At 36.4% G+C, this 18,892-nt stretch carries 17 protein-coding genes and 1 riboswitch; of the genes, 5 read left to right on the top strand and 12 right to left on the bottom strand.

Features of this window, described 5'->3' with window-relative positions; genetic code table 11:
- Window positions 1–508 precede the first annotated feature (508 nt).
- From gatB to JFU23_RS17385, 4 genes are all read right to left on the bottom strand, one after another.
- Window positions 509–1,936, bottom strand: a complete 1,428-nt coding sequence (gene gatB, locus JFU23_RS17400; protein ID WP_002010050.1) for an Asp-tRNA(Asn)/Glu-tRNA(Gln) amidotransferase subunit GatB — start codon at window positions 1,934–1,936, stop codon at window positions 509–511.
- Window positions 1,937–1,950: 14 nt separating this feature from the next.
- Complete coding sequence (gene gatA, locus JFU23_RS17395; protein ID WP_201032365.1) at window positions 1,951–3,408, bottom strand: Asp-tRNA(Asn)/Glu-tRNA(Gln) amidotransferase subunit GatA; 1,458 nt, start codon at window positions 3,406–3,408, stop codon at window positions 1,951–1,953.
- Between the two features lie 14 nt (window positions 3,409–3,422).
- A complete protein-coding gene (gatC, locus tag JFU23_RS17390; RefSeq protein WP_000086999.1) occupies window positions 3,423–3,713 on the bottom strand; it encodes an Asp-tRNA(Asn)/Glu-tRNA(Gln) amidotransferase subunit GatC in 291 nt (96 codons plus the stop codon).
- A 141-nt stretch (window positions 3,714–3,854) separates the two neighbouring features.
- Window positions 3,855–4,091, bottom strand: coding sequence for a YiaA/YiaB family inner membrane protein (locus JFU23_RS17385; RefSeq protein WP_002029490.1), 237 nt, complete (start codon window positions 4,089–4,091; stop codon window positions 3,855–3,857).
- Between the two features lie 230 nt (window positions 4,092–4,321).
- Here JFU23_RS17385 and JFU23_RS17380 point away from each other — a divergent pair, with 230 nt between their 5' ends.
- From JFU23_RS17380 to JFU23_RS17365, 4 genes are all read left to right on the top strand, one after another.
- Window positions 4,322–4,804, top strand: coding sequence for a MarR family winged helix-turn-helix transcriptional regulator (locus JFU23_RS17380; RefSeq protein ID WP_000942491.1), 483 nt, complete (start codon window positions 4,322–4,324; stop codon window positions 4,802–4,804).
- A gap of 76 nt (window positions 4,805–4,880) precedes the next feature.
- Entirely contained in the window at window positions 4,881–6,062 is a 1,182-nt protein-coding gene (locus tag JFU23_RS17375; protein ID WP_087955989.1) for an ArsA family ATPase, read from the top strand.
- A complete protein-coding gene (locus JFU23_RS17370; protein WP_002091335.1) occupies window positions 6,055–6,246 on the top strand; it encodes a DUF3926 domain-containing protein in 192 nt (63 codons plus the stop codon). Before JFU23_RS17375 ends, JFU23_RS17370 begins: the two co-directional genes overlap by 8 nt.
- A gap of 63 nt (window positions 6,247–6,309) precedes the next feature.
- A complete protein-coding gene (locus JFU23_RS17365; protein ID WP_002091337.1) occupies window positions 6,310–6,792 on the top strand; it encodes an HXXEE domain-containing protein in 483 nt (160 codons plus the stop codon).
- Between the two features lie 166 nt (window positions 6,793–6,958).
- Here JFU23_RS17365 and JFU23_RS17360 read toward each other — a convergent pair whose 3' ends face one another.
- The 3 genes from JFU23_RS17360 to JFU23_RS17350 are packed head-to-tail and all read right to left on the bottom strand — an operon-like array spanning window position 6,959 to window position 9,509.
- Entirely contained in the window at window positions 6,959–7,813 is an 855-nt protein-coding gene (locus tag JFU23_RS17360; RefSeq protein WP_002029488.1) for a MetQ/NlpA family ABC transporter substrate-binding protein, read from the bottom strand.
- Between the two features lie 21 nt (window positions 7,814–7,834).
- Window positions 7,835–8,500 carry a methionine ABC transporter permease gene (locus JFU23_RS17355; RefSeq protein WP_002091343.1) on the bottom strand — a complete coding sequence of 222 codons (666 nt, stop codon included), beginning with the start codon at window positions 8,498–8,500 and terminating at the stop codon, window positions 7,835–7,837.
- Window positions 8,490–9,509, bottom strand: a complete 1,020-nt coding sequence (locus JFU23_RS17350) for a methionine ABC transporter ATP-binding protein (RefSeq protein ID WP_201032364.1) — start codon at window positions 9,507–9,509, stop codon at window positions 8,490–8,492. Before JFU23_RS17350 ends, JFU23_RS17355 begins: the two co-directional genes overlap by 11 nt.
- Window positions 9,510–9,635: 126 nt before the next feature.
- A riboswitch (SAM riboswitch) is annotated at window positions 9,636–9,740 on the bottom strand.
- Window positions 9,741–9,981: 241 nt separating this feature from the next.
- On the opposite strand from JFU23_RS17350, the gene JFU23_RS17345 reads away from it, so the two are divergent.
- Window positions 9,982–10,527 (top strand): cysteine hydrolase family protein, encoded by a 546-nt coding sequence (locus JFU23_RS17345; protein ID WP_002091344.1) that lies wholly within the window; start codon window positions 9,982–9,984, stop codon window positions 10,525–10,527.
- Between the two features lie 331 nt (window positions 10,528–10,858).
- On the opposite strand, the gene pruA is transcribed toward JFU23_RS17345, so the two are convergent.
- The 5 genes from pruA to pcrA all read right to left on the bottom strand — a co-directional run bounded on the left by pruA (window position 10,859) and on the right by pcrA (window position 18,892).
- On the bottom strand, window positions 10,859–12,406 hold the full coding sequence (pruA, locus tag JFU23_RS17340) for an L-glutamate gamma-semialdehyde dehydrogenase (protein ID WP_002029484.1): 1,548 nt from the start codon (window positions 12,404–12,406) through the stop codon (window positions 10,859–10,861).
- Between the two features lie 151 nt (window positions 12,407–12,557).
- Complete coding sequence (locus JFU23_RS17335) at window positions 12,558–13,328, bottom strand: TSUP family transporter (RefSeq protein WP_002029466.1); 771 nt, start codon at window positions 13,326–13,328, stop codon at window positions 12,558–12,560.
- 94 nt (window positions 13,329–13,422) lie between these two features.
- Window positions 13,423–14,619 (bottom strand): CamS family sex pheromone protein, encoded by a 1,197-nt coding sequence (locus JFU23_RS17330; protein WP_201032363.1) that lies wholly within the window; start codon window positions 14,617–14,619, stop codon window positions 13,423–13,425.
- A gap of 16 nt (window positions 14,620–14,635) precedes the next feature.
- Window positions 14,636–16,645 (bottom strand): NAD-dependent DNA ligase LigA, encoded by a 2,010-nt coding sequence (gene ligA / locus JFU23_RS17325; protein WP_002010032.1) that lies wholly within the window; start codon window positions 16,643–16,645, stop codon window positions 14,636–14,638.
- Between the two features lie 15 nt (window positions 16,646–16,660).
- The gene (gene pcrA / locus JFU23_RS17320) at window positions 16,661–18,892 is read right to left on the bottom strand and encodes a DNA helicase PcrA (RefSeq protein ID WP_060748969.1); all 2,232 of its coding nucleotides are present in this window, start codon (window positions 18,890–18,892) and stop codon (window positions 16,661–16,663) included.

Below are 18,892 nucleotides of genomic sequence, written 5' to 3'. Positions count from 1 at the left end.
TTATTCAGTATCCCTATGCTTACCTCCTCTCATCTTCCTATCCTTCTTTAATTCCGCTCAAACAGGCAGTAAGAACCCGATTCGTGTAGCCCATCAAAAGTAACTATTCACTCCTGATAGTTTTGCTTTATTTAACCAAGAAATTTATCCCGCTATTTGCAGGCAGTAAAACTCCCACTGATTAAAGTTTCACTTTATGTCTATCCATTCTCTCACATCAATTTACATATAATGAATAATAATTATCTATTATTTCATGAGATGAAAAAACTCTCTATGTCTAGATTTATCATTATTCCCACCTTTTTGCAACTATCATACCATAGTTGCTATACAAACATTTTTTCACTTTTGACAGTTAATCAAACGTTTGTTTAAATTATTTTTCACCATTTAAACAAACGTTTGATTAACTCAGAAAAAACACCCACATACGGGTGTTTTTTCTGTTTAATCTTTAAGAATCTATACTATTTTAGCGTTCAAAAATAAGAATTCTTCTCTTTTTTTAGCGCTTATTAATCTCTTCAAGTAAGATTTTATTAACAAGCGGTGGATTTGCTTGTCCTTTTGTAGCTTTCATAATTTGACCAACTAAGAAGCCAATTGCACGGTCTTTACCGTTTTTAAAGTCTTCAATAGATTGCTCATTATTATCAAGAATTTCTGTTACAACCTTACGAAGTGTTCCTTCGTCAGAAATTTGAACAAGACCTTTCGCTTTAACGATTTCTTCTGGGTCTCCACCTTTTTCAATTAATTCATTAAATACTTTCTTCGCGATTTTAGAAGAAATTGTACCTTTTTCAATTAATTGAACCATTTTAGCTAAGCCAGCTGGCGTTAATGCAACGTCTTTTAATTCTTTTTGTTGTTTGTTTAAGTATGCAAGTACTTCACCCATTAACCAGTTTGATGTTAATTTCGCATCAGCACCGTCTGCAACTGTTGCTTCAAAGAAATCAGACATCTCTTTCGTTAATGTCAATACATGCGCATCATAAGCTGGTAAGCCAACTTCTTCAACATAGCGAGCTTTACGTGCATCTGGAAGTTCTGGAATAGAAGCACGAATTTCTTCTTTCCACTCATCGTCGATGTAAAGTTCAACTAAGTCTGGCTCTGGGAAGTAACGGTAATCGTCAGATCCTTCTTTTATACGCATTAAGATTGTTTTCTTCGTTGCTTCGTCATAACGACGTGTTTCTTGTTGGATGATACCACCAGATAATAATTCTTTTTCTTGGCGCACTTGCTCATGCTCAAGACCTTTTTGCACGTAAGTGAAAGAGTTTAAGTTTTTCAGTTCTGCTTTTGTACCGAACTTCTCTTGTCCAACTGGACGAAGTGAAATATTCGCATCACAACGAAGAGAACCTTCTTCCATCTTACAATCAGATACACCTGTATATTGAATGATTGATTTTAACTTCTCTAAGTACGCATATGCTTCTTCTGGAGTACGCATATCTGGCTCAGATACGATCTCGATTAAAGGCATACCTTGACGGTTGTAGTCTACTAATGAACCGTCAGCTGCATGCGTTGATTTACCAGCATCTTCTTCTAAATGAAGACGTGTAATACCGATACGTTTCTTTTTACCGTCTACTTCGATTTCAATCCAACCATTTTCACCAATTGGCTTATCAAATTGAGAGATTTGGTAAGCTTTCGGATTATCTGGGTAGAAATAGTTTTTACGGTCGAACTTCGTTTCCGTTGCGATTTCACAGTTTAATGCCATTGCAGCTTTCATTGCAAAGTTAACTGCTTCCTTATTTAAAGTAGGAAGTACCCCTGGGTATCCTAAGTCAATTACACTTGTTTGTGTATTTGGCTCCGCTCCGAATTCTGTTGGACTCGCAGAGAAAATTTTCGAATTTGTTTTTAACTCAACGTGAACCTCTAAACCAATAATTGTTTCTAAATTCATCTATGCTCGCCTCCTTACAGACTTGCTTTTTTTGTATGATAGTCTGTTGCTTGCTCAAACGCATGTGCAACGCGGTAAATCGTCGTTTCATCGAAGTGTTTACCAATGATTTGTAGACCAAGTGGCATGTTGTTAGCACCGAATCCACATGGAACAGAAATCGCTGGAACACCCGCTAAGTTTACTGGAATTGTTAAAATGTCATTTGCATACATTGTCATTGGATCGTCCACTTTTTCGCCCACTTTAAATGCTGGAGTTGGCGTTGTTGGTCCAATAATAACATCGTAGTTAGCAAATACATTTTCAAAGTCATTTTTAATTAATGTACGTACTTGTTGTGCTTTTTTGTAATATGCATCATAGTAACCAGAGCTAAGAGCAAATGTACCAAGCATAATACGACGTTTTACTTCATCACCGAAACCTTCGCTACGTGTATTTTTGTAAAGATTTAATAAGTTATTTACATTATCAGAACGAACACCGTAACGTACGCCATCAAAGCGTGAAAGGTTCGCAGATGCTTCAGAAGAAGATAATAAGTAATACGTTGCTAGAGCGTATTTAGAGTGCGGAAGAGATACTTCCTCCCAAGTTGCGCCCATACCTTCTAACACTTTTAAAGCAGCTAGTACTGACTCACGAGCTTCTTCGCCAACACCTTCGCCTAAGTATTCTTTCGGTACAGCAATACGTAAACCTTTAACATCGCCTGTTAAACCAGCTAAGTAGTTTCCTACTTCAACGTTTGCAGAAGTTGCATCCATACGGTCAATACCTGAAATAGCTTGTAATAAGTATGCATTGTCTTCTACTGTACGTGTAATCGGTCCGATTTGGTCAAGTGAAGATGCGAATGCTACTAATCCGTAACGAGATACGCGTCCGTAAGTTGGTTTTAAACCTACAACGCCGCAATATGCAGCTGGCTGACGGATAGAACCACCCGTATCAGAACCTAGAGAGAATAATACTTCTCCTGCTGCTACTGCTGCTGCAGAACCACCACTAGATCCGCCTGGAACGTAATCTAAGTTCCATGGATTTTTTGTAGCGTAGAAGCCTGAGTTTTCATTTGAAGAACCCATTGCGAACTCGTCCATATTTAATTTACCGATTGTAACTGTGTCAGCAGCTTTTAGCTTTTGTACAACTGTCGCATCGTAAATTGGATCGAAGTTTGCTAATATTTTGCTCGCACAAGTTGTACGAAGACCGTTAGTTACAATGTTATCTTTTACACCAATTGGCATACCGAATAATAAACCATTATCCTCAGCACCAATCTTTGCATCTAATTCTTTCGCTTTCGCGCGTGCATTTTCTTCATCTAATGTAAGAAAAGCTTTTACGTTATCTTCAACATCCGAAATACGTTTGTAAGATTCTTCTACTAAATCCGTAACGGAAATTTCTTTGTTGTTTAACTTCTTATGTAACTCTGATACAGAATGATCAAATAATGACATCGAAATTCCCTCCTCTATTCTAATACTGCTGGAACACGGATTTGATTATCTTTGTGATCCGGTGCATTTTTTAATACTTCTTCTACTGGTAAACCTTTTTCTGGCACATCTTCACGCATAACATTTTTCATAGTTAATACATGAGTTGTTGGTTTTACATCAGTTGTATCTAATTCATTTAACTGTTCTGCAAATGTAACAATTGCATCTAGTTGTTTTTGAAATTTTTCTGCTTCTTGATCAGTAATTGCAAGACGTGCTAAATGTGCTACGTGCTTTACATTCTCAACGGAAATTCTTGACACGGCTAGGCCACCTCCATAATATATCGTTCAATCTACAATACTATTGATGATACCAAATTTTCAGTACTTCAAGCAAGTCAACACACGGCACTTACGGTATTTTTACATAAAAAAAGAAAGGCAAATGCCTTTCTTTACAATTTACTCTTTATCTAACGATTTATTTTTCGGAAATCTCTCGTTATCTTCTTCATTATCACGAATTGTTTTTTGTAATACAAAACAAGACATCGTTAGAAATAATGTTCCGATTAAATAGTATCCTTTTACACTAAGCGTTTCATCTAGCGTATAAATCCCAATTAGCATTCCTGAAAGCGCACAAACAAATGAAGTCCATGCTAAAAACGTGAACGCTTGCGTATTTCGTCTTCTCATCGTTCTCCCCCTCGTTAGCTGTACACCTATTATAGATAAATATATTTATCACAATGGGTTTTTATGTAAAATCATTTTTCTATTTATTAATCTATCACAAAAAATTTCTATTTTGAAGATAATTTTCTTTCTAATCTGAAAAAACAGTTAAAAATATTGACATTTATTTCAATTCCACATAAAATAAAAACAAATATTACGAACCTCGAAATATACGGGAGTGGAAATAATTGTTACAATATGAACATTTTTTAGACTTACTGCTAGATAACGCCAAGAAACTTTTCTATCCAGAAGAATGGGTAAGCCTTGATTTAACACTTTCCAAGACAGAAGTATTTTGTTTACTTTGGATGGAGCGAAATACGGATATTACAATGACAAAAATTGCTGATCTTCTTGATATACCGATGAGTACAACAACGGGCGTTGTAAATCGCCTTGTAAAAAAGGGATATATTGAACGCTACCGGAATGAAAGCGATCGACGCATTGTATTAATTCGTTTAACAGAAAACGGCGTAATGCTCGTTCAAGAAGTAAAACAAAATGCGGCCCATTACTTTAGCCTAGTGACAGATGCATTGTCAGAAGAAGAAAAAGCATTCTTACTACAAATATTCCAAAAGATCATGAATCACATTGCTACGTCACAGCAAAAAACAGAAGAAAAGGTTTCTACACCTAAAATGAAAAACATTCCGATTGAATAAGACCCTAGTTGGGTTTTTATTCAATTAAATATTTCGACACTCGTAATATTCGACATTCGAAACAAAGGGGATATTAATGATGAGAATTATTCTGTATACAGGTAAAGGCGGCGTAGGAAAAACTAGCATTTCAGCAGCAACAGCAATCCAAAGTGCAAAACAAGGATTAAAAACATTAGTAATGAGTACAGATCCTGCTCATAGTTTAGGGGATTCATTTGGCATAAAACTATCTTCTGAGCCACTAGAAATTCGCGAAAACTTGTGGGCACAAGAAATTAACACTATTTATGAAATGGAAAAAGGCTGGGGGAAATTGCAGAAATATATTACACTACTCTTCACTTCAAAAGCAGCTGATGATATTACAACAGAAGAATTAACGATGTTCCCTGGTATGGAAGATTTAATTAGCTTACTTCGAGTACTCGATTACTATAAGCACAACACTTACGACGTCATCATTATTGATTGCGCACCGACTGGAGAAACTTTAGCAATGCTTAGCTTTCCAGACATGCTCGGCTGGTGGATGGAAAAACTCTTTCCTATTAAAAGGAAGATTTTAAAAGTTGTTCGTCCTGTAGCTCAACCACTTCTTGGTGTCCCCCTTCCAACTGATGATATTATGGACGAATTAACGAATACGCTTGAACAACTTGGAGAAATGAGAGATATTTTATCAAACCGAGAAGTAACGAGTATTCGCGTTGTTGTAAATCCTGAAAAAATGGTCATTAAAGAAGCTCAGCGTAGTTTTACTTATTTAAACTTATACGATTATAACGTAGATGCCATTATGATTAACCGCGTCATCCCTAACACTGTTACCGACCCTTACTTTCAGGCATGGAAAGATACACAAAAGAAATATAAGGCGTTAATTAAAGATAGTTTTCAGCCACTTCCTATTTACGAAGCTCCCATGTTTGAACAAGAAGTTGTTGGTTTAGCTATGTTAGAGCGTGTAGGAAATGCTTTATTTAAATCAGACCCTTCTCCTACTGAAGTGAAATTTAATGGCCGCACACAATATGTAAAAAAAGATGGCGATGAGTATATTTTCGTTCTGTCCATTCCCTTCTCAAACAAAAGTGAACTTTCATTAAATCAAAAAGGTGATGAACTTATTATTCGAGCCGGCTCTATGAAGCGAAATATCACCTTACCAAAAACATTAACACACCTTTCTATTCAAGGAGCTAAGTTTGAAGATGATGTACTAAACATTCGGTTTGGAGGTGTAGTACATGCATGATGAATTACTAAGAAAGGTAATTCGTACAAAAATAAAAATCGGTATGCGTATATTAGAAGAGCTACCGAATCCGATTCAGCAATCAGCTAAGCACGCACTAAATATTTTGCAAGAGGAGCTCTCCTCCTATGCTGAAGAACAACCGCAACCTGAGAGTAATTTAAAAAGCATCATAATTGAATAACTATACCCTTGTAGAAAGCCTTTTCTTATAGGCTTTCTATCCCTTTATTGGAGCTGATATAAGTTGATAAAAACATCTTCAACAAGACATTTCACCACTAATACAATCTGGCTAATCCCCCTTCTATTCTTTTTTCATAACCTTGAAGAAGCTTTCCAAATGCCACAATATATCGCTAATCGATTTTCGATCCATTTTATAACTAACAAACAATTTTTCATTGCAATTTCCATATTAACAACCTTCGTCTTACTCATAGTCATTCTATATCAATTAAGCATCATATCTTCTATTTATTTGATCATTTTTATACAGGGCTGTATCTTCTTTAACGCCGTTCAGCATATTATCTTGTATTTCATTTATCGTTCTTATAATCCAGGAGTAATCTCAGCATCTATCATTATCCTATTTTCTCTTTTCTTATTTTCATCAAAGAAACTATTAATCCCTAAAAAGAAATTAGCAAGTACACTCATTTTTAGTTTAATCTCTTACCCAATCATAATTTGGATTTCCTTATTATTAGCCAGCTGCTTTAATTAAAAAAAGACCAGAAAACTCCTGGTCCATCACTCTACTTAACAAACATTGGATTCTATGTTATACAAAATTAGAAGGTACAGAATTAGGGTTTTGTTTGTTAAGTAGATTATATGTTGAACGAGCTAACAGCGGAGGGGTTCCTACTGTTAGTCGTTAAACTCAATAATTATTTTACGATTTTTTCAAGCTCATCAAGTGAAAGATCTACTGAAATTGAACCATCATTTGTTTCTTTCTTAATTGCATCTGTTACTTCTTTTGAATGGTATAACTCAATTACTTTTTTCAGTGTTGGATCATTTTTATCTTTCGTACGAGCTGCGAAAATATTAATATAGGCCTTTGCATTTTCATTATTTGGATCTTCTAAGAAAATTGGATCCTTCGCTGGGTCTAATCCAGCTTGACCAGCAACACCGTTATTAATAACTGAAGCCGCTACATCTTTTAACACACGAGGTGTTTGCTGTGCGATAACCGGTGTAACTTTTAGCTTCTTTGGATTTTCAGCGATACCGCTTGGATCCCCAAATAGACCAAAATCTTTCTTAAGCTTTAATAATCCAGCTGCATCAAGAAGTTTTAATGCACGTGCTTGGTTCGTTGGATCATTCGGAATAGCAATTTCCGAACCATCTGGGATTTCATTTGCTTTCTTATATTTTTCAGAGTATAAGCCCATCGGTGCAATTTGCGTTGTACCAACAGCTGTAATATCTAACTTATGCTCCTTTTTAAATTGCTCTAAGAAAGCAATGTGCTGGAATGAGTTTAGTTCAATATCTCCATCAGCTAACGCTTTGTTGGGTGTTGTGTAATCAGAGAACTCAACCAGTTTAATTTTAATCCCTTCTTTTTCAGCTTTTTTCTTTAAAATTTCCCAAACGTCTCCATCTGTTCCAGTTACACCGACGCGAACTACTTTCTCTTTCGCTCCTGCACCTGTGTCTCCACCTGAGCAGCCGCTTAATGCTGTAATTCCTACGATCGCTGATAATGCAAATGCTAAAATTTTCTTCATTTTCTTTTCCCCTCTTCCTTTTTATGATCTGCGTAAAAAGACTTTCGCAAAGTAGTTCCCTAAATTTTGAGCCACCTGTACAAGAATAATAAGTAAAACGACCGTTACGAACATAACTGACGTATCAAAGCGTTGATAACCATATGTCATTGCTAAGTCACCAAGACCGCCACCACCGACAAGTCCTGCGACTGCAGAAAATTCAATTAAACCGACCGTCATAAACGTGACACCTAGGATCAATGGTGCTAAAGCTTCTGGTACGAGGATTTCAAAAACAATTCTAAGTGGTGAAGCGCCCATTGCTTGTGCTGCTTCAATTACTCCTTTCGGAACAGAAACAAGATTTGTTTCAACCATTCTAGCAATACCAATTGATGCAACTAACGTCATTGGGAAGATTGCTGCAGCCGTTCCAATCGTCGTTCCAATAACACTTCTTGTTAGTGGGCTTAAAGCTACTAAAAAGATAATGAATGGAACCGGACGAATTGTATTAATTATGATATTAAGAATAGAAAAGACCCATTTATTTTCTAAAAAATTCCCTTTTCTCGTTACATACAATAGTAAACCTAGAGGTATACCAAGAATTGTAGCGAATATAAGGGTTACAATTACCATTAAGAGGGTATCCCCCGTCGCATCTAATATGCGAGGCCAAAATATACTCCAATCAACTCGCATGAGCTTCTACCTCCTTCAGCTGCACTTGCAGTCTTAGATGTTGTAATGCTTTTTGAATTTCTTTCTGTTCACCTTGTAGTTCTACAAGAAGATTTCCAAATAGCACATTTTGGAGTTCAATAATATTTCCATAAAGAACATTTACATCGACGTTATAGTTTTTCGCAATATATGATAGTACAGGCTGCCCTGTCTCTTCCCCAGTAAAAGTCAGGCGATAAATCTGACCTCCGTTTTGAATTTTCGCTAGAACACTTTCTGGTAAGTGATCATTAATAACAGAGCGTACAAAATTTTGAGTTGTCTTTGTTTTTGGTTGTGTGAAAACGTCAAACAGTTTTCCTTCTTCAATTACTTTTCCTTTTTCCATAACGGCTACACGGTGACAAATTTCTTTCACAACGTGCATTTCATGTGTAATAAGTAGAATCGTTAAATTGTACTCTCTATTTACTTTCTTTAATAAATTTAAGATTTCTTTTGTTGTTTCCGGATCTAAAGCTGATGTTGCCTCATCACATATGAGAATATCCGGTGATGTCGCAAGTGCTCTTGCAATCCCAACACGCTGCTTTTGCCCACCTGATAACTGTTCTGGATAATAGTTCGCTTTATCTTCTAAACCAACAAATTTTAGTAGTTCATTCACTCTTTCTTTTATCTCATTCTTCGGCAATTTCGCTAACCTTAATGGATAAGCAATGTTCCCAAACACCGTTCTTGAATTAAATAGGTTAAAATTTTGGAAAATCATCCCAATTCTTTGTCTTAGTTTCCGTAATTCTTTCGCCGATAATGATGTAATATCTTTATCATCTATTGAAATTGTTCCTGCAGTTGGTCTTTCTAACATATTTACTAAACGTAATAGCGTACTCTTTCCAGCACCACTAAATCCGATAATGCCAAAAATTTCGCCCTTTTCAACTGACAGCGTTACATCCTCAACCGCATGAACAGATTGCCCACCTGATTCATATACTTTACTTACATTGTTAAAAGAAATCATTTTCTTCCCTCCTATATGCTGTAAAAACTTGAAGTAGAGCTTTCGAGGTAAAATAAAAAGTGCTCTCCTTCTTATCAGTAATAAAAGATAAGAAGGAGAGCACTTTTATATGTACTCATTCACATCTTCTCATCTTCCAAGCCTTTATAGGCTTGCTGGAGTTAGCACGGTATTAAAAAACCCGTTGCTGAGGTATCGTAGGGCCAGTCCCTCCACCTCTCTGGATAAGAGTGTATCGATTTAATTGTCGTTTAATTAAGTCTTATTATAGAACTCAGAATAATGAGAGTCAATACATTTTTCGGAAAAATATTAATCATTTCTCTATTTGAATTTTAAAATAAGAAGTAACAATACAATAGTGATTTTTAAAGTTATGTAAAATCCTTCTCACTCATACTTTTAAAAAGGAGAATCTTCTCTACTCATTGAATAACATTATTTGAATATGAAATCGGAGGAAGATAGATATATGAAAACAGCTCTTTTGCTCGTCGACATTCAAAATGATTATTTTCCAAGCGGAATGATGGAATTACGTAATCCAGTAGAAGCAAGTGAATATGCTAGTCAGCTACTACAACATTTTAGAATAAGAAACGAACCTATTTTTCATATCCAACATGTAGCTATAAAAGATAGCGCTACTTTTTTCCTACCCAATACAGAAGGTGTCCATATTCACGAAAATGTCCGTCCACTTAGAGAGGAAACCGTTATCCTTAAACATTATCCAAATAGCTTCCGAGAAACTGATCTTCTAGAACAATTACAACGTTCAGGAATTGAACACGTCGTAATATGCGGGATGATGACCCATATGTGTATTGATGCTACAGTAAGAGCTGCTTTTGATTTTGGCCTTCACTGTACCGTAATACACGATGCTTGTGCTACAAAAGATCTTTCATTTAAGAATGCTACTATACCAGCTGTTTATATTCATAATACAATTTTGGCGAGTTTAAATGGAGTATACGCAAATATAATGAGTACAGAAGAGTTTTTAGCGACCTAAAAAAAACACTCCTTTCAGTTAGCAAAGCCGAAAGGAGTGTTCTCTTGTCTAACCATAGATTTTCTTTCAAATTGTATTATACAGGAAATCCTCAAAATGAATACTAAAAAATATGACTAATAAGTCAATTTTTCTCGCTGTTTTGTTTCTATTTTCATGTTTATCCCGATATTAATAGGGTTTAACTAATTCAAAAGAACAAATAGTAATATTTGGAAACCTTTTCTTGATTGAAATTAACTAGCTTCTATAAAATCGATTGCTTCTGCTATAGAGAGTTTCTCAAAAAGAAAAGATCTTCACAGTCTGTGAAGATCTTTTCTACTATTTCTTATAAAGTTTCAGAAGTAGTTTTTGCTTGCATGTGAAGTGCTAAGTAGTCAGGGCCACCAGCTTTAGAGTCTGTACCAGACATGTTAAAGCCACCGAATGGTTGGTAACCTACGATTGCACCAGTACATCCACGGTTGAAGTATAAGTTACCAACGTGGAAGTCTTCGCGTGCTTTTTCAATATGGTCACGGTTGTTAGAAAGAACTGCTCCTGTTAAACCGTATTCTGTATTATTTGCAATTGCAAGTGCATGATCAAAGTCTTTTGCTTTACAGAATGCTACTACTGGTCCGAAGATTTCTTCTTTCATTAAACGAGCATCTTCTGCAACGTCAGCAACGATTGTTGGTTGGATGAACCAGCCTTTAGAATCGTCTCCTTCGCCACCTGATACGATTTTACCTTCTTCTTTACCAATTGCAACATAGCTCATTACTTTATCGAATGCAGCTTGGTCATTAACAGGTCCCATGTTGATATCTTTTGCATCTGGGTTACCTACTGTTAATTCTTTTGTTAATTCAACAGCACGATTTAATACATGATCGTATACATCTTCATGGATTACTGCACGAGAACATGCAGAACATTTTTGTCCTGAGAATCCGAATGCTGATGCAACGATAGATTTAGCTGCTAATTCAAGATCTGCCTCTTTATCAACAACGATTGTATCTTTACCGCCCATTTCAGCGATAACACGTTTTAACCAAATTTGTCCTGGGTTTACTTTTGCTGCACGTTCGTAAATACGAATACCTACATCGCGAGATCCAGTAAAGCTAACGAAACGTGTACGAGGGTGATCTACTAAGTAGTCACCAACTTCAGAGCCATTACCTGGAACGAAGTTTACTACGCCAGCTGGTAAACCAGCTTCTTCTAATACTTCCATAAATTTCGCTGCTACTACAGGAGTTGTACTAGCTGGTTTTAGTAATACTGTGTTACCAGAAACTACAGCAGCTGTTGTCATACCTGCCATAATTGCGAATGGGAAGTTCCAAGGAGAAATGATAACACCTACTCCTAATGGAATGTAAGAGAAACGATTATATTCAATTGGACGGCTTTCTACTGGAATACCGTCTTTTAATTTCAACATTTGGCGAGCATAATATTCCATAAAGTCGATTGCTTCTGCTGTATCAGCATCTGCCTCATTCCATGGTTTACCTGCTTCTTTTACAAGAATAGCAGAGAACTCATGTTTTCTACGACGAACGATTGCTGCAGCACGGAATAAAATATCTGCACGCATTTCTGGTTTTGACTTTCTCCAAGTTTGGAATGTTGCATCCGCTACTTGCATTGCTTTTTCAGCTAATTCACGGCTTGCTTTTGAAACACGACCAACAAGTTCCTCTTTATTTGCAGGGTTTACAGAAACAATTTTGTCTTCTGTAGTGATTTTTTCTCCCCCGATAATTAATGGATAGTCTTGTCCAAGATAAGATTCTACTTTCTTTAAACCCTCTTCAAACGCTAATTTGTTAGCCTCTACTGAAAAATCTGTAAATGGCTCATGTTTGTATGCTACTACCATCTTTTTAGCCTCCCCTTAGAAAAACGTTTACATTTTACAACATTATTCTACACGATAATTTAGATTTATTCAAATATTCCTAGACTTATATTTTAAAAATTAATAAATTTTTAAAATATAATAAAAAAGAGATTCATACATACGTATGAATCTACAAAATATGAGTATATTCCAAAACATTTTTCCCGATTAATAAAATAGTAACTAATAAAAATAAAGTCCTTACATATCCAACACCTTTTTGAACCGCAAACTTCGATCCAAAATAAGCACCTAAAATCATTGATAAGCCCATAATTATACCGTATTCAAAATGAATCACATCTAAAAATAAAAAAGTAATTAAAGATACGATATTACTAACGAAGTTCAAAAGTTTTCCAGATGCTGCCGCTTGAATAAAATCCAAACCAATTAATAAAAATGCAAAAATTAAAAAGGATCCTGTCCCTGGTCCAAAAAATCCATCATAAAATCCTATCATTAAAATAACAAAGAAAAACATTAATGTTTTTCCTTTTGTCATCTTTTTATAGGTAGATGCACTTCCCCAATCTTTTTTCGCAATAATATAAATGGCAATAAAAACCAACATTACGAGTACTAGCGGACGCAAAATATCAGGGGGAATAAACTTTACTACTAAAGCCCCTGCGACTGCTCCAATAATAGTTAACGGGATTAACTTTCCTACAATCCGAAAATTCACCTTGCCTGATCGAATAAAATAAATTGTGCTCGTAAGCGTCCCCATCGTTGCAGCTAATTTATTCGTTGCGATTGCCGAAGCTGGTGATAAACCAACAAACATAAGTGCAGGAAGCGAAATTAATCCTCCCCCTCCAACAACCGAATCAATAAAAGCAGCTAAAAACCCGAATGCAATTAATAAAATAATGACTTGAAAGCTTAGTTCTTCCATGACTTTGCCCCTTACCCCTTTATTTGTAACATTTAAAATTATAACAAAATTTTTCAAGAAAAAAAGCTGTTCCTTTATGGAACAGCTCTCATCTTTAATCTAAAATTTTCACAAATGGTTCATCTTGCTTCGCTTCACGTATAATAATTGCTTCTGGACGTTCTACAGATTTAATTGTTACTTGTACTTTCATATAATTCGGGAAGTATTCCATAACAAGTCCAGCTACATATTGTGTAAAACCAATTACTTCAGCTTTCCCATTGAATTGGACAGGAATATCGAGCTTCATTTCTTTTAATTCATCATCTCTATACATTCCAGTACCGATAACAGCTGTATAATCGCCTTGGAAATACTCACTTAACTTCGCTTTAAAGTTTGACACCCTTGCAAGGTCTTCACGTTTATTATCCGCTTTTGCTTGTTCAGATGGGAATAAATAGTATTTCTCATTGATCGGCTTCCAATCCTCAACCGTTTCACTGCCTTTTTCTACCTTAGCATAAGAAACAAAATTTCCTGGTACAAGCGAAGACTTTGGACCTTGACGATAAATCGCAAATGTAACCGGAATATTTTTTATTTCAGGCTTTTTTTGCTGCATTACTTTCAAGATTTCTTGGGCCATCCTTTTCCCTTCAGCTAACATTTTCACATCTGGAATTGCAGCCTCACGCGGATAACCATGCTCTTCCTCATAATATTGAACAGAATTCATCGCTAATCCAACTACAATGCCATCAGGTTCATTATCGTTCCCACCTTTTTGCACGTAGTAATCATGCTCTAAAATGTTTGAGATATACATTGGATGTTTTTTATTTTTCACTTCTAGTGACTCCGAACCTTCACTTAAGGCTGGATTCAGTCCGATATTTGGAAATTTAACTGCATCTTTTTTCAACTTATCCTCTAGCTCTTTTTGTTCAGCATCTGTACGCTTTCTTTTTACAAGCATTTGTATATCTTGAGCCTCTAGAAACTTTCCGCCTTTAAAGAAATAATCTTTCGTACTAAACGATTCTTTGGCAATGCGCATTAATCCTGTTTCAAATTCATCTACATCTAGACGACTATTTAAACCTTGTACAACTAAACCACGTGCCTTACCTGGATCAAATTCAACCGTTGTCTTATAATATTCATCCGAAATGGAGTATTTCGGGATAACTGCTTGTTCTTTCGCTTTCCCCGATTTCTCAACTGCTTTTTCATCTTTATTGGAACCCATACTACACCCACTTACAAGTAGGCTAAGACTTAATACCGCTAACGCTATTTTTTTCATCGTAAGTTTGCACCTCTTACTTATTCAGCTCTTGTAAGAACCTCTCTTCATTCCAAACTTCAACATTGTGCTTCTCTGCTTGCGCTAATTTCGAGCCTGCAGCTTCACCAGCAACAAGTAAATCCGTACTTTTACTAACACTTCCTGTTACTTTTCCACCTAATGCCTCAATTTTCTTCTTCGCTTCACTGCGGCCCATAACTTCTAATTTCCCTGTTAAGACGACAGTTTTTCCTGCGAAGTACGATTCAACATTTTGTAAATCAGCAATTTTTATACCTTTGTATGCCATGTTCACGCCATACTCTTTAAATTGTTGTAATAGCTCTAATACGTCTTCATTATCGAAATACGTTACAACGGATTGAGCCATTTTTTCACCAATCTCATTAATTGTTTTTAATTCTTCTTCCGTCGCTTTCACAAGCTCATCCATCGTTTCGAAATGCTCAGCAAATGTACGTGCCGCTTTCGCACCGACATGACGAATACCAAGACCGAATAATAATCGCTCTAATGAGTTTTCCTTAGAATTCTCAATTGCTTGGACTAAATTTGTTGCTGATTTTTCACCGAAACGTTCTAGTTCTAATAATTGCTCTTTCGTCAATGAATATAAATCAGCAAACGTACGAATATAATCCGCATCAAAGAGTTGTGTAATTACACGTTCTCCGAGTCCATCAATATTCATTGCATTTCTTGAAACGAAATGGATTAATCCTTCACGAATTTGAGCTGGGCAAGTCGGATTTATACATCGAAGTGCTACTTCTTCTTCTAAACGAACAAGTTCACTCTCACATGCTGGACAATGCGTTGGCATATGATATTCTTCTTCCTCACCAGTACGCTTATCAAAAATAACGTTCACAACTTCAGGAATGATATCTCCAGCCTTTTTCACAACAACGTAGTCACCAATTCGAATATCCTTTTCACGAATTAAATCTTCGTTATGTAAAGAAGCACGACGAACGATAGTACCAGCCACTCTAACTGGCTCGAGCTCTGCAGTTGGTGTTACAACTCCTGTGCGGCCGACACTTAATTCAATCCCTGTTAATCTCGTCACAACTTCTTCAGCTGGGAATTTATAAGCTATTGCCCATCTTGGACTCTTTGCTGTAGTTCCTAAGCTTTCTTGAATAGCAACATCGTCTACTTTTATAACGATTCCGTCAATCTCATAATCAAGATGCGGGCGTTTTTCTTGCCACTCTTCTACATAGGCTATTACGTCTTCAATTGTTTCACATGTACGACGATTTGGATTCGTCTTAAATCCAAGCTCACCTAAGAAATCCAGTGATTCACTGTGGGATGGAATTGTTTTTTCTTCTACATTAGCAAGACCATACACAAACATAGATAAGTTACGCTTCGCTGCAATTTTCGGATCAAGTTGGCGTATCGATCCTGCTGCCGCATTACGTGGATTCGCAAATACATCTTCACCATTTTGTTCTTTCTCTTCATTCAATTTAACGAATGAACGCTTCGGCATATAAGCCTCGCCTCGTGCTTCTAACGTTACTTCTTCATTTAAACGCAGCGGGATAGCTTTAATCGTTTTTAAGTTTTGGGTAATATCTTCACCCGTTATACCATCACCACGTGTTGCTCCTTGAATGAAGCGTCCTTTTTCATAATGAAGTGAAACAGCAAGTCCGTCAATTTTTAATTCGCATATATATCTTACATTCGCATCATCAATTCCCTGATGTACTCTTCGATCAAAATCACGCAAATCTCCTTCATTAAACGCGTTTCCTAAACTTAACATTGGTGATTTATGCGTTACCTTTTCAAATATATCAAGAACAGTCCCCCCAACGCGAATGGAGGGAGAGTCTTCACTCATAAACTCTGGGTTCTCTGCTTCTAATTTTATAAGCTCCTGCATATCACGGTCATATTCCGCATCAGAAACAGAAGGATTGTCTAATACGTGATATTGATAGTTAAATGTATTTAACAAATCACGCAGTTCTTCTATACGTTTTTTGGCTATCTCTTTTGACATATCCTCAGTCCTTTCCTATTGTTTCGTCACAGGTGCAAATTTTGCTAATAAACGTTTAATACCAATTGGGCTTGGGAATGCAATATCTAATTCTTTTGAATCACCTTCACCCTTTACACTTACAACTGTACCGACTCCCCACTTCTGGTGAGCTGCTTTATCGCCTATTCCCCAGCCAATTTGCTCGCCACCTGTCGTCTTAACAGCCGGACGCGCGAAAGCTGAACGAGAACGTGTTGTAGTTGCGCTTGTCGTTCTTCCCTTTGCACCAAACGAAGTTTCACGCTTCGGTGCTGTTTCGTTTAATGGTTCTACTAATTCTGCCGGAATCTCTGTAATAAATCGAGATGCTGCATTCATACTTGTTCTACCAAATAAAGTACGCATTTGAGCATTGGATAAGTATAGCTCTTCTTCTGCACGAGTAATACCTACATAGGCAAGACGACGCTCTTCTTGCATTTCATCCTCTTCCATAAGAGAACGAGTATGCGGGAATATCCCTTCCTCTAAGCCAACAATAAAGACAACTGGGAACTCTAATCCTTTTGCTGAGTGCATCGTCATTAAAATAACTTCTTCACCGGCAGTTGGATCTTCATCTACACGATCAATATCAGCAACAAGAGCTAAGTCTGTTAAGAATGCAACAAGGCTCTTATCTTCGCTTTGGGATTCAAATGTTTGTGTAACAGATAAAAACTCGTCTAAGTTTTCTAAACGACCTTCTGCTTCTAAAGATCGCTCATTTTTCAGCATATCGCGATAGCCTGTCTTTTCAATAACTTCTTCTACTAATTCTGTAACAGATAAATACTCTTGCATATTTACCCAGTTGTGTAATAAACTTGCGAATTCTTTTACTGCTTTTGTTATTTTTGCACTTACACCAACATGCTCAATCTCATCAAATACAGCAGTTAATGAGATTCCGTTTTGCACACCATAATTAATAATTTTATCGATAGAAGTCGCACCAATCCCGCGCTTTGGCATGTTAATAATACGTGCAAAACTAATCTCATCATCTGGATTCCCAATTAAACGTAAGTACGCCAAAATGTCTTTAATCTCTTTACGATCATAGAACTTAGTACCGCCGACAATTTTGTAAGGGATATTAGATTTTAGGAAAATCTCCTCAATCATACGAGACTGGGCATTTGTACGATATAACACTGCAAAATCAGTATATTTTCGGTTCCCCATTTGAATATCGTCACGAATTTTTTTCGCAACAAAATACGCTTCGTCCTTTTCGGTTGCAGCACGATAATACGAGATTTTGCTTCCAATTTGATTTTCTGTCCATAATTTCTTCGGTTTACGGTTTGAATTTTTTTCAATTACAGCATTAGCTGCATTTAAAATATTTTGTGATGAACGATAGTTTTGTTCTAACAGAATAACTTGTGCATTCTCATAGTCTTTTTCGAATGACAAAATGTTCGAAATGTCAGCCCCGCGCCAGCGGTAAATAGACTGATCCGAATCACCAACAACACAAAGGTTTTTAAAACGTGATGCCAAATGTTTAACAAGAAGGTACTGAGCTTTGTTCGTATCTTGATACTCATCAACGTGAATATATTGGAATTTACGCTGATAAAACTCTAGTACTTCTGGAACACGTTCAAATAGCTGAATCGTCGTCATAATTAAATCATCAAAGTCTAATGAGTTATTTTTCAAAAGACGTTTTTGATATTCTGTATATACATCGCTCGTTAATTTTTCATATGGATCAGCGGTTGTAATTTTTTTTGCATATTTATCTGCAGATAACAGTTCATTTTTCGCATTGCTAATACCCGCTAAAATAGAGCGCGGCTCAAACTTCTTCGGGTCAATATTGCGCTCCTTCATAATTTTTTTTACTACAGTTAACTGATCACCTGAATCTAAGATTGTAAAGTTACGATTAATACCAATGCGGTCAATATCACGTCGTAAAATACGTACGCACATAGAGTGGAACGTAGAAATCCAAATATCTTCTGCTTCTGGTCCAACAAGTTTATCAATACGCTCACGCATTTCACGAGCAGCTTTATTTGTAAAGGTAATTGCTAGTACATTCCATGGCGCCACACCTTTTTCACCAAGTAAATATGCAATACGGTGTGTTAACACACGTGTTTTCCCACTACCTGCGCCTGCCATTAATAGCAGTGCTCCATTTGTTGTTTGTACTGCTTTTTGTTGCTGCGGATTTAAACCATTTAATAACTTATCTGTCGTACTCAT

Source organism: Bacillus sp. TH50, assembly GCF_016650565.1.
Taxonomy (GTDB): Bacteria; Bacillota; Bacilli; order Bacillales; family Bacillaceae_G; genus Bacillus_A; species Bacillus_A mycoides.
Note: the sequence above shows the minus strand (reverse complement) of the source record. Positions and strands in the feature narration are given on the sequence as shown.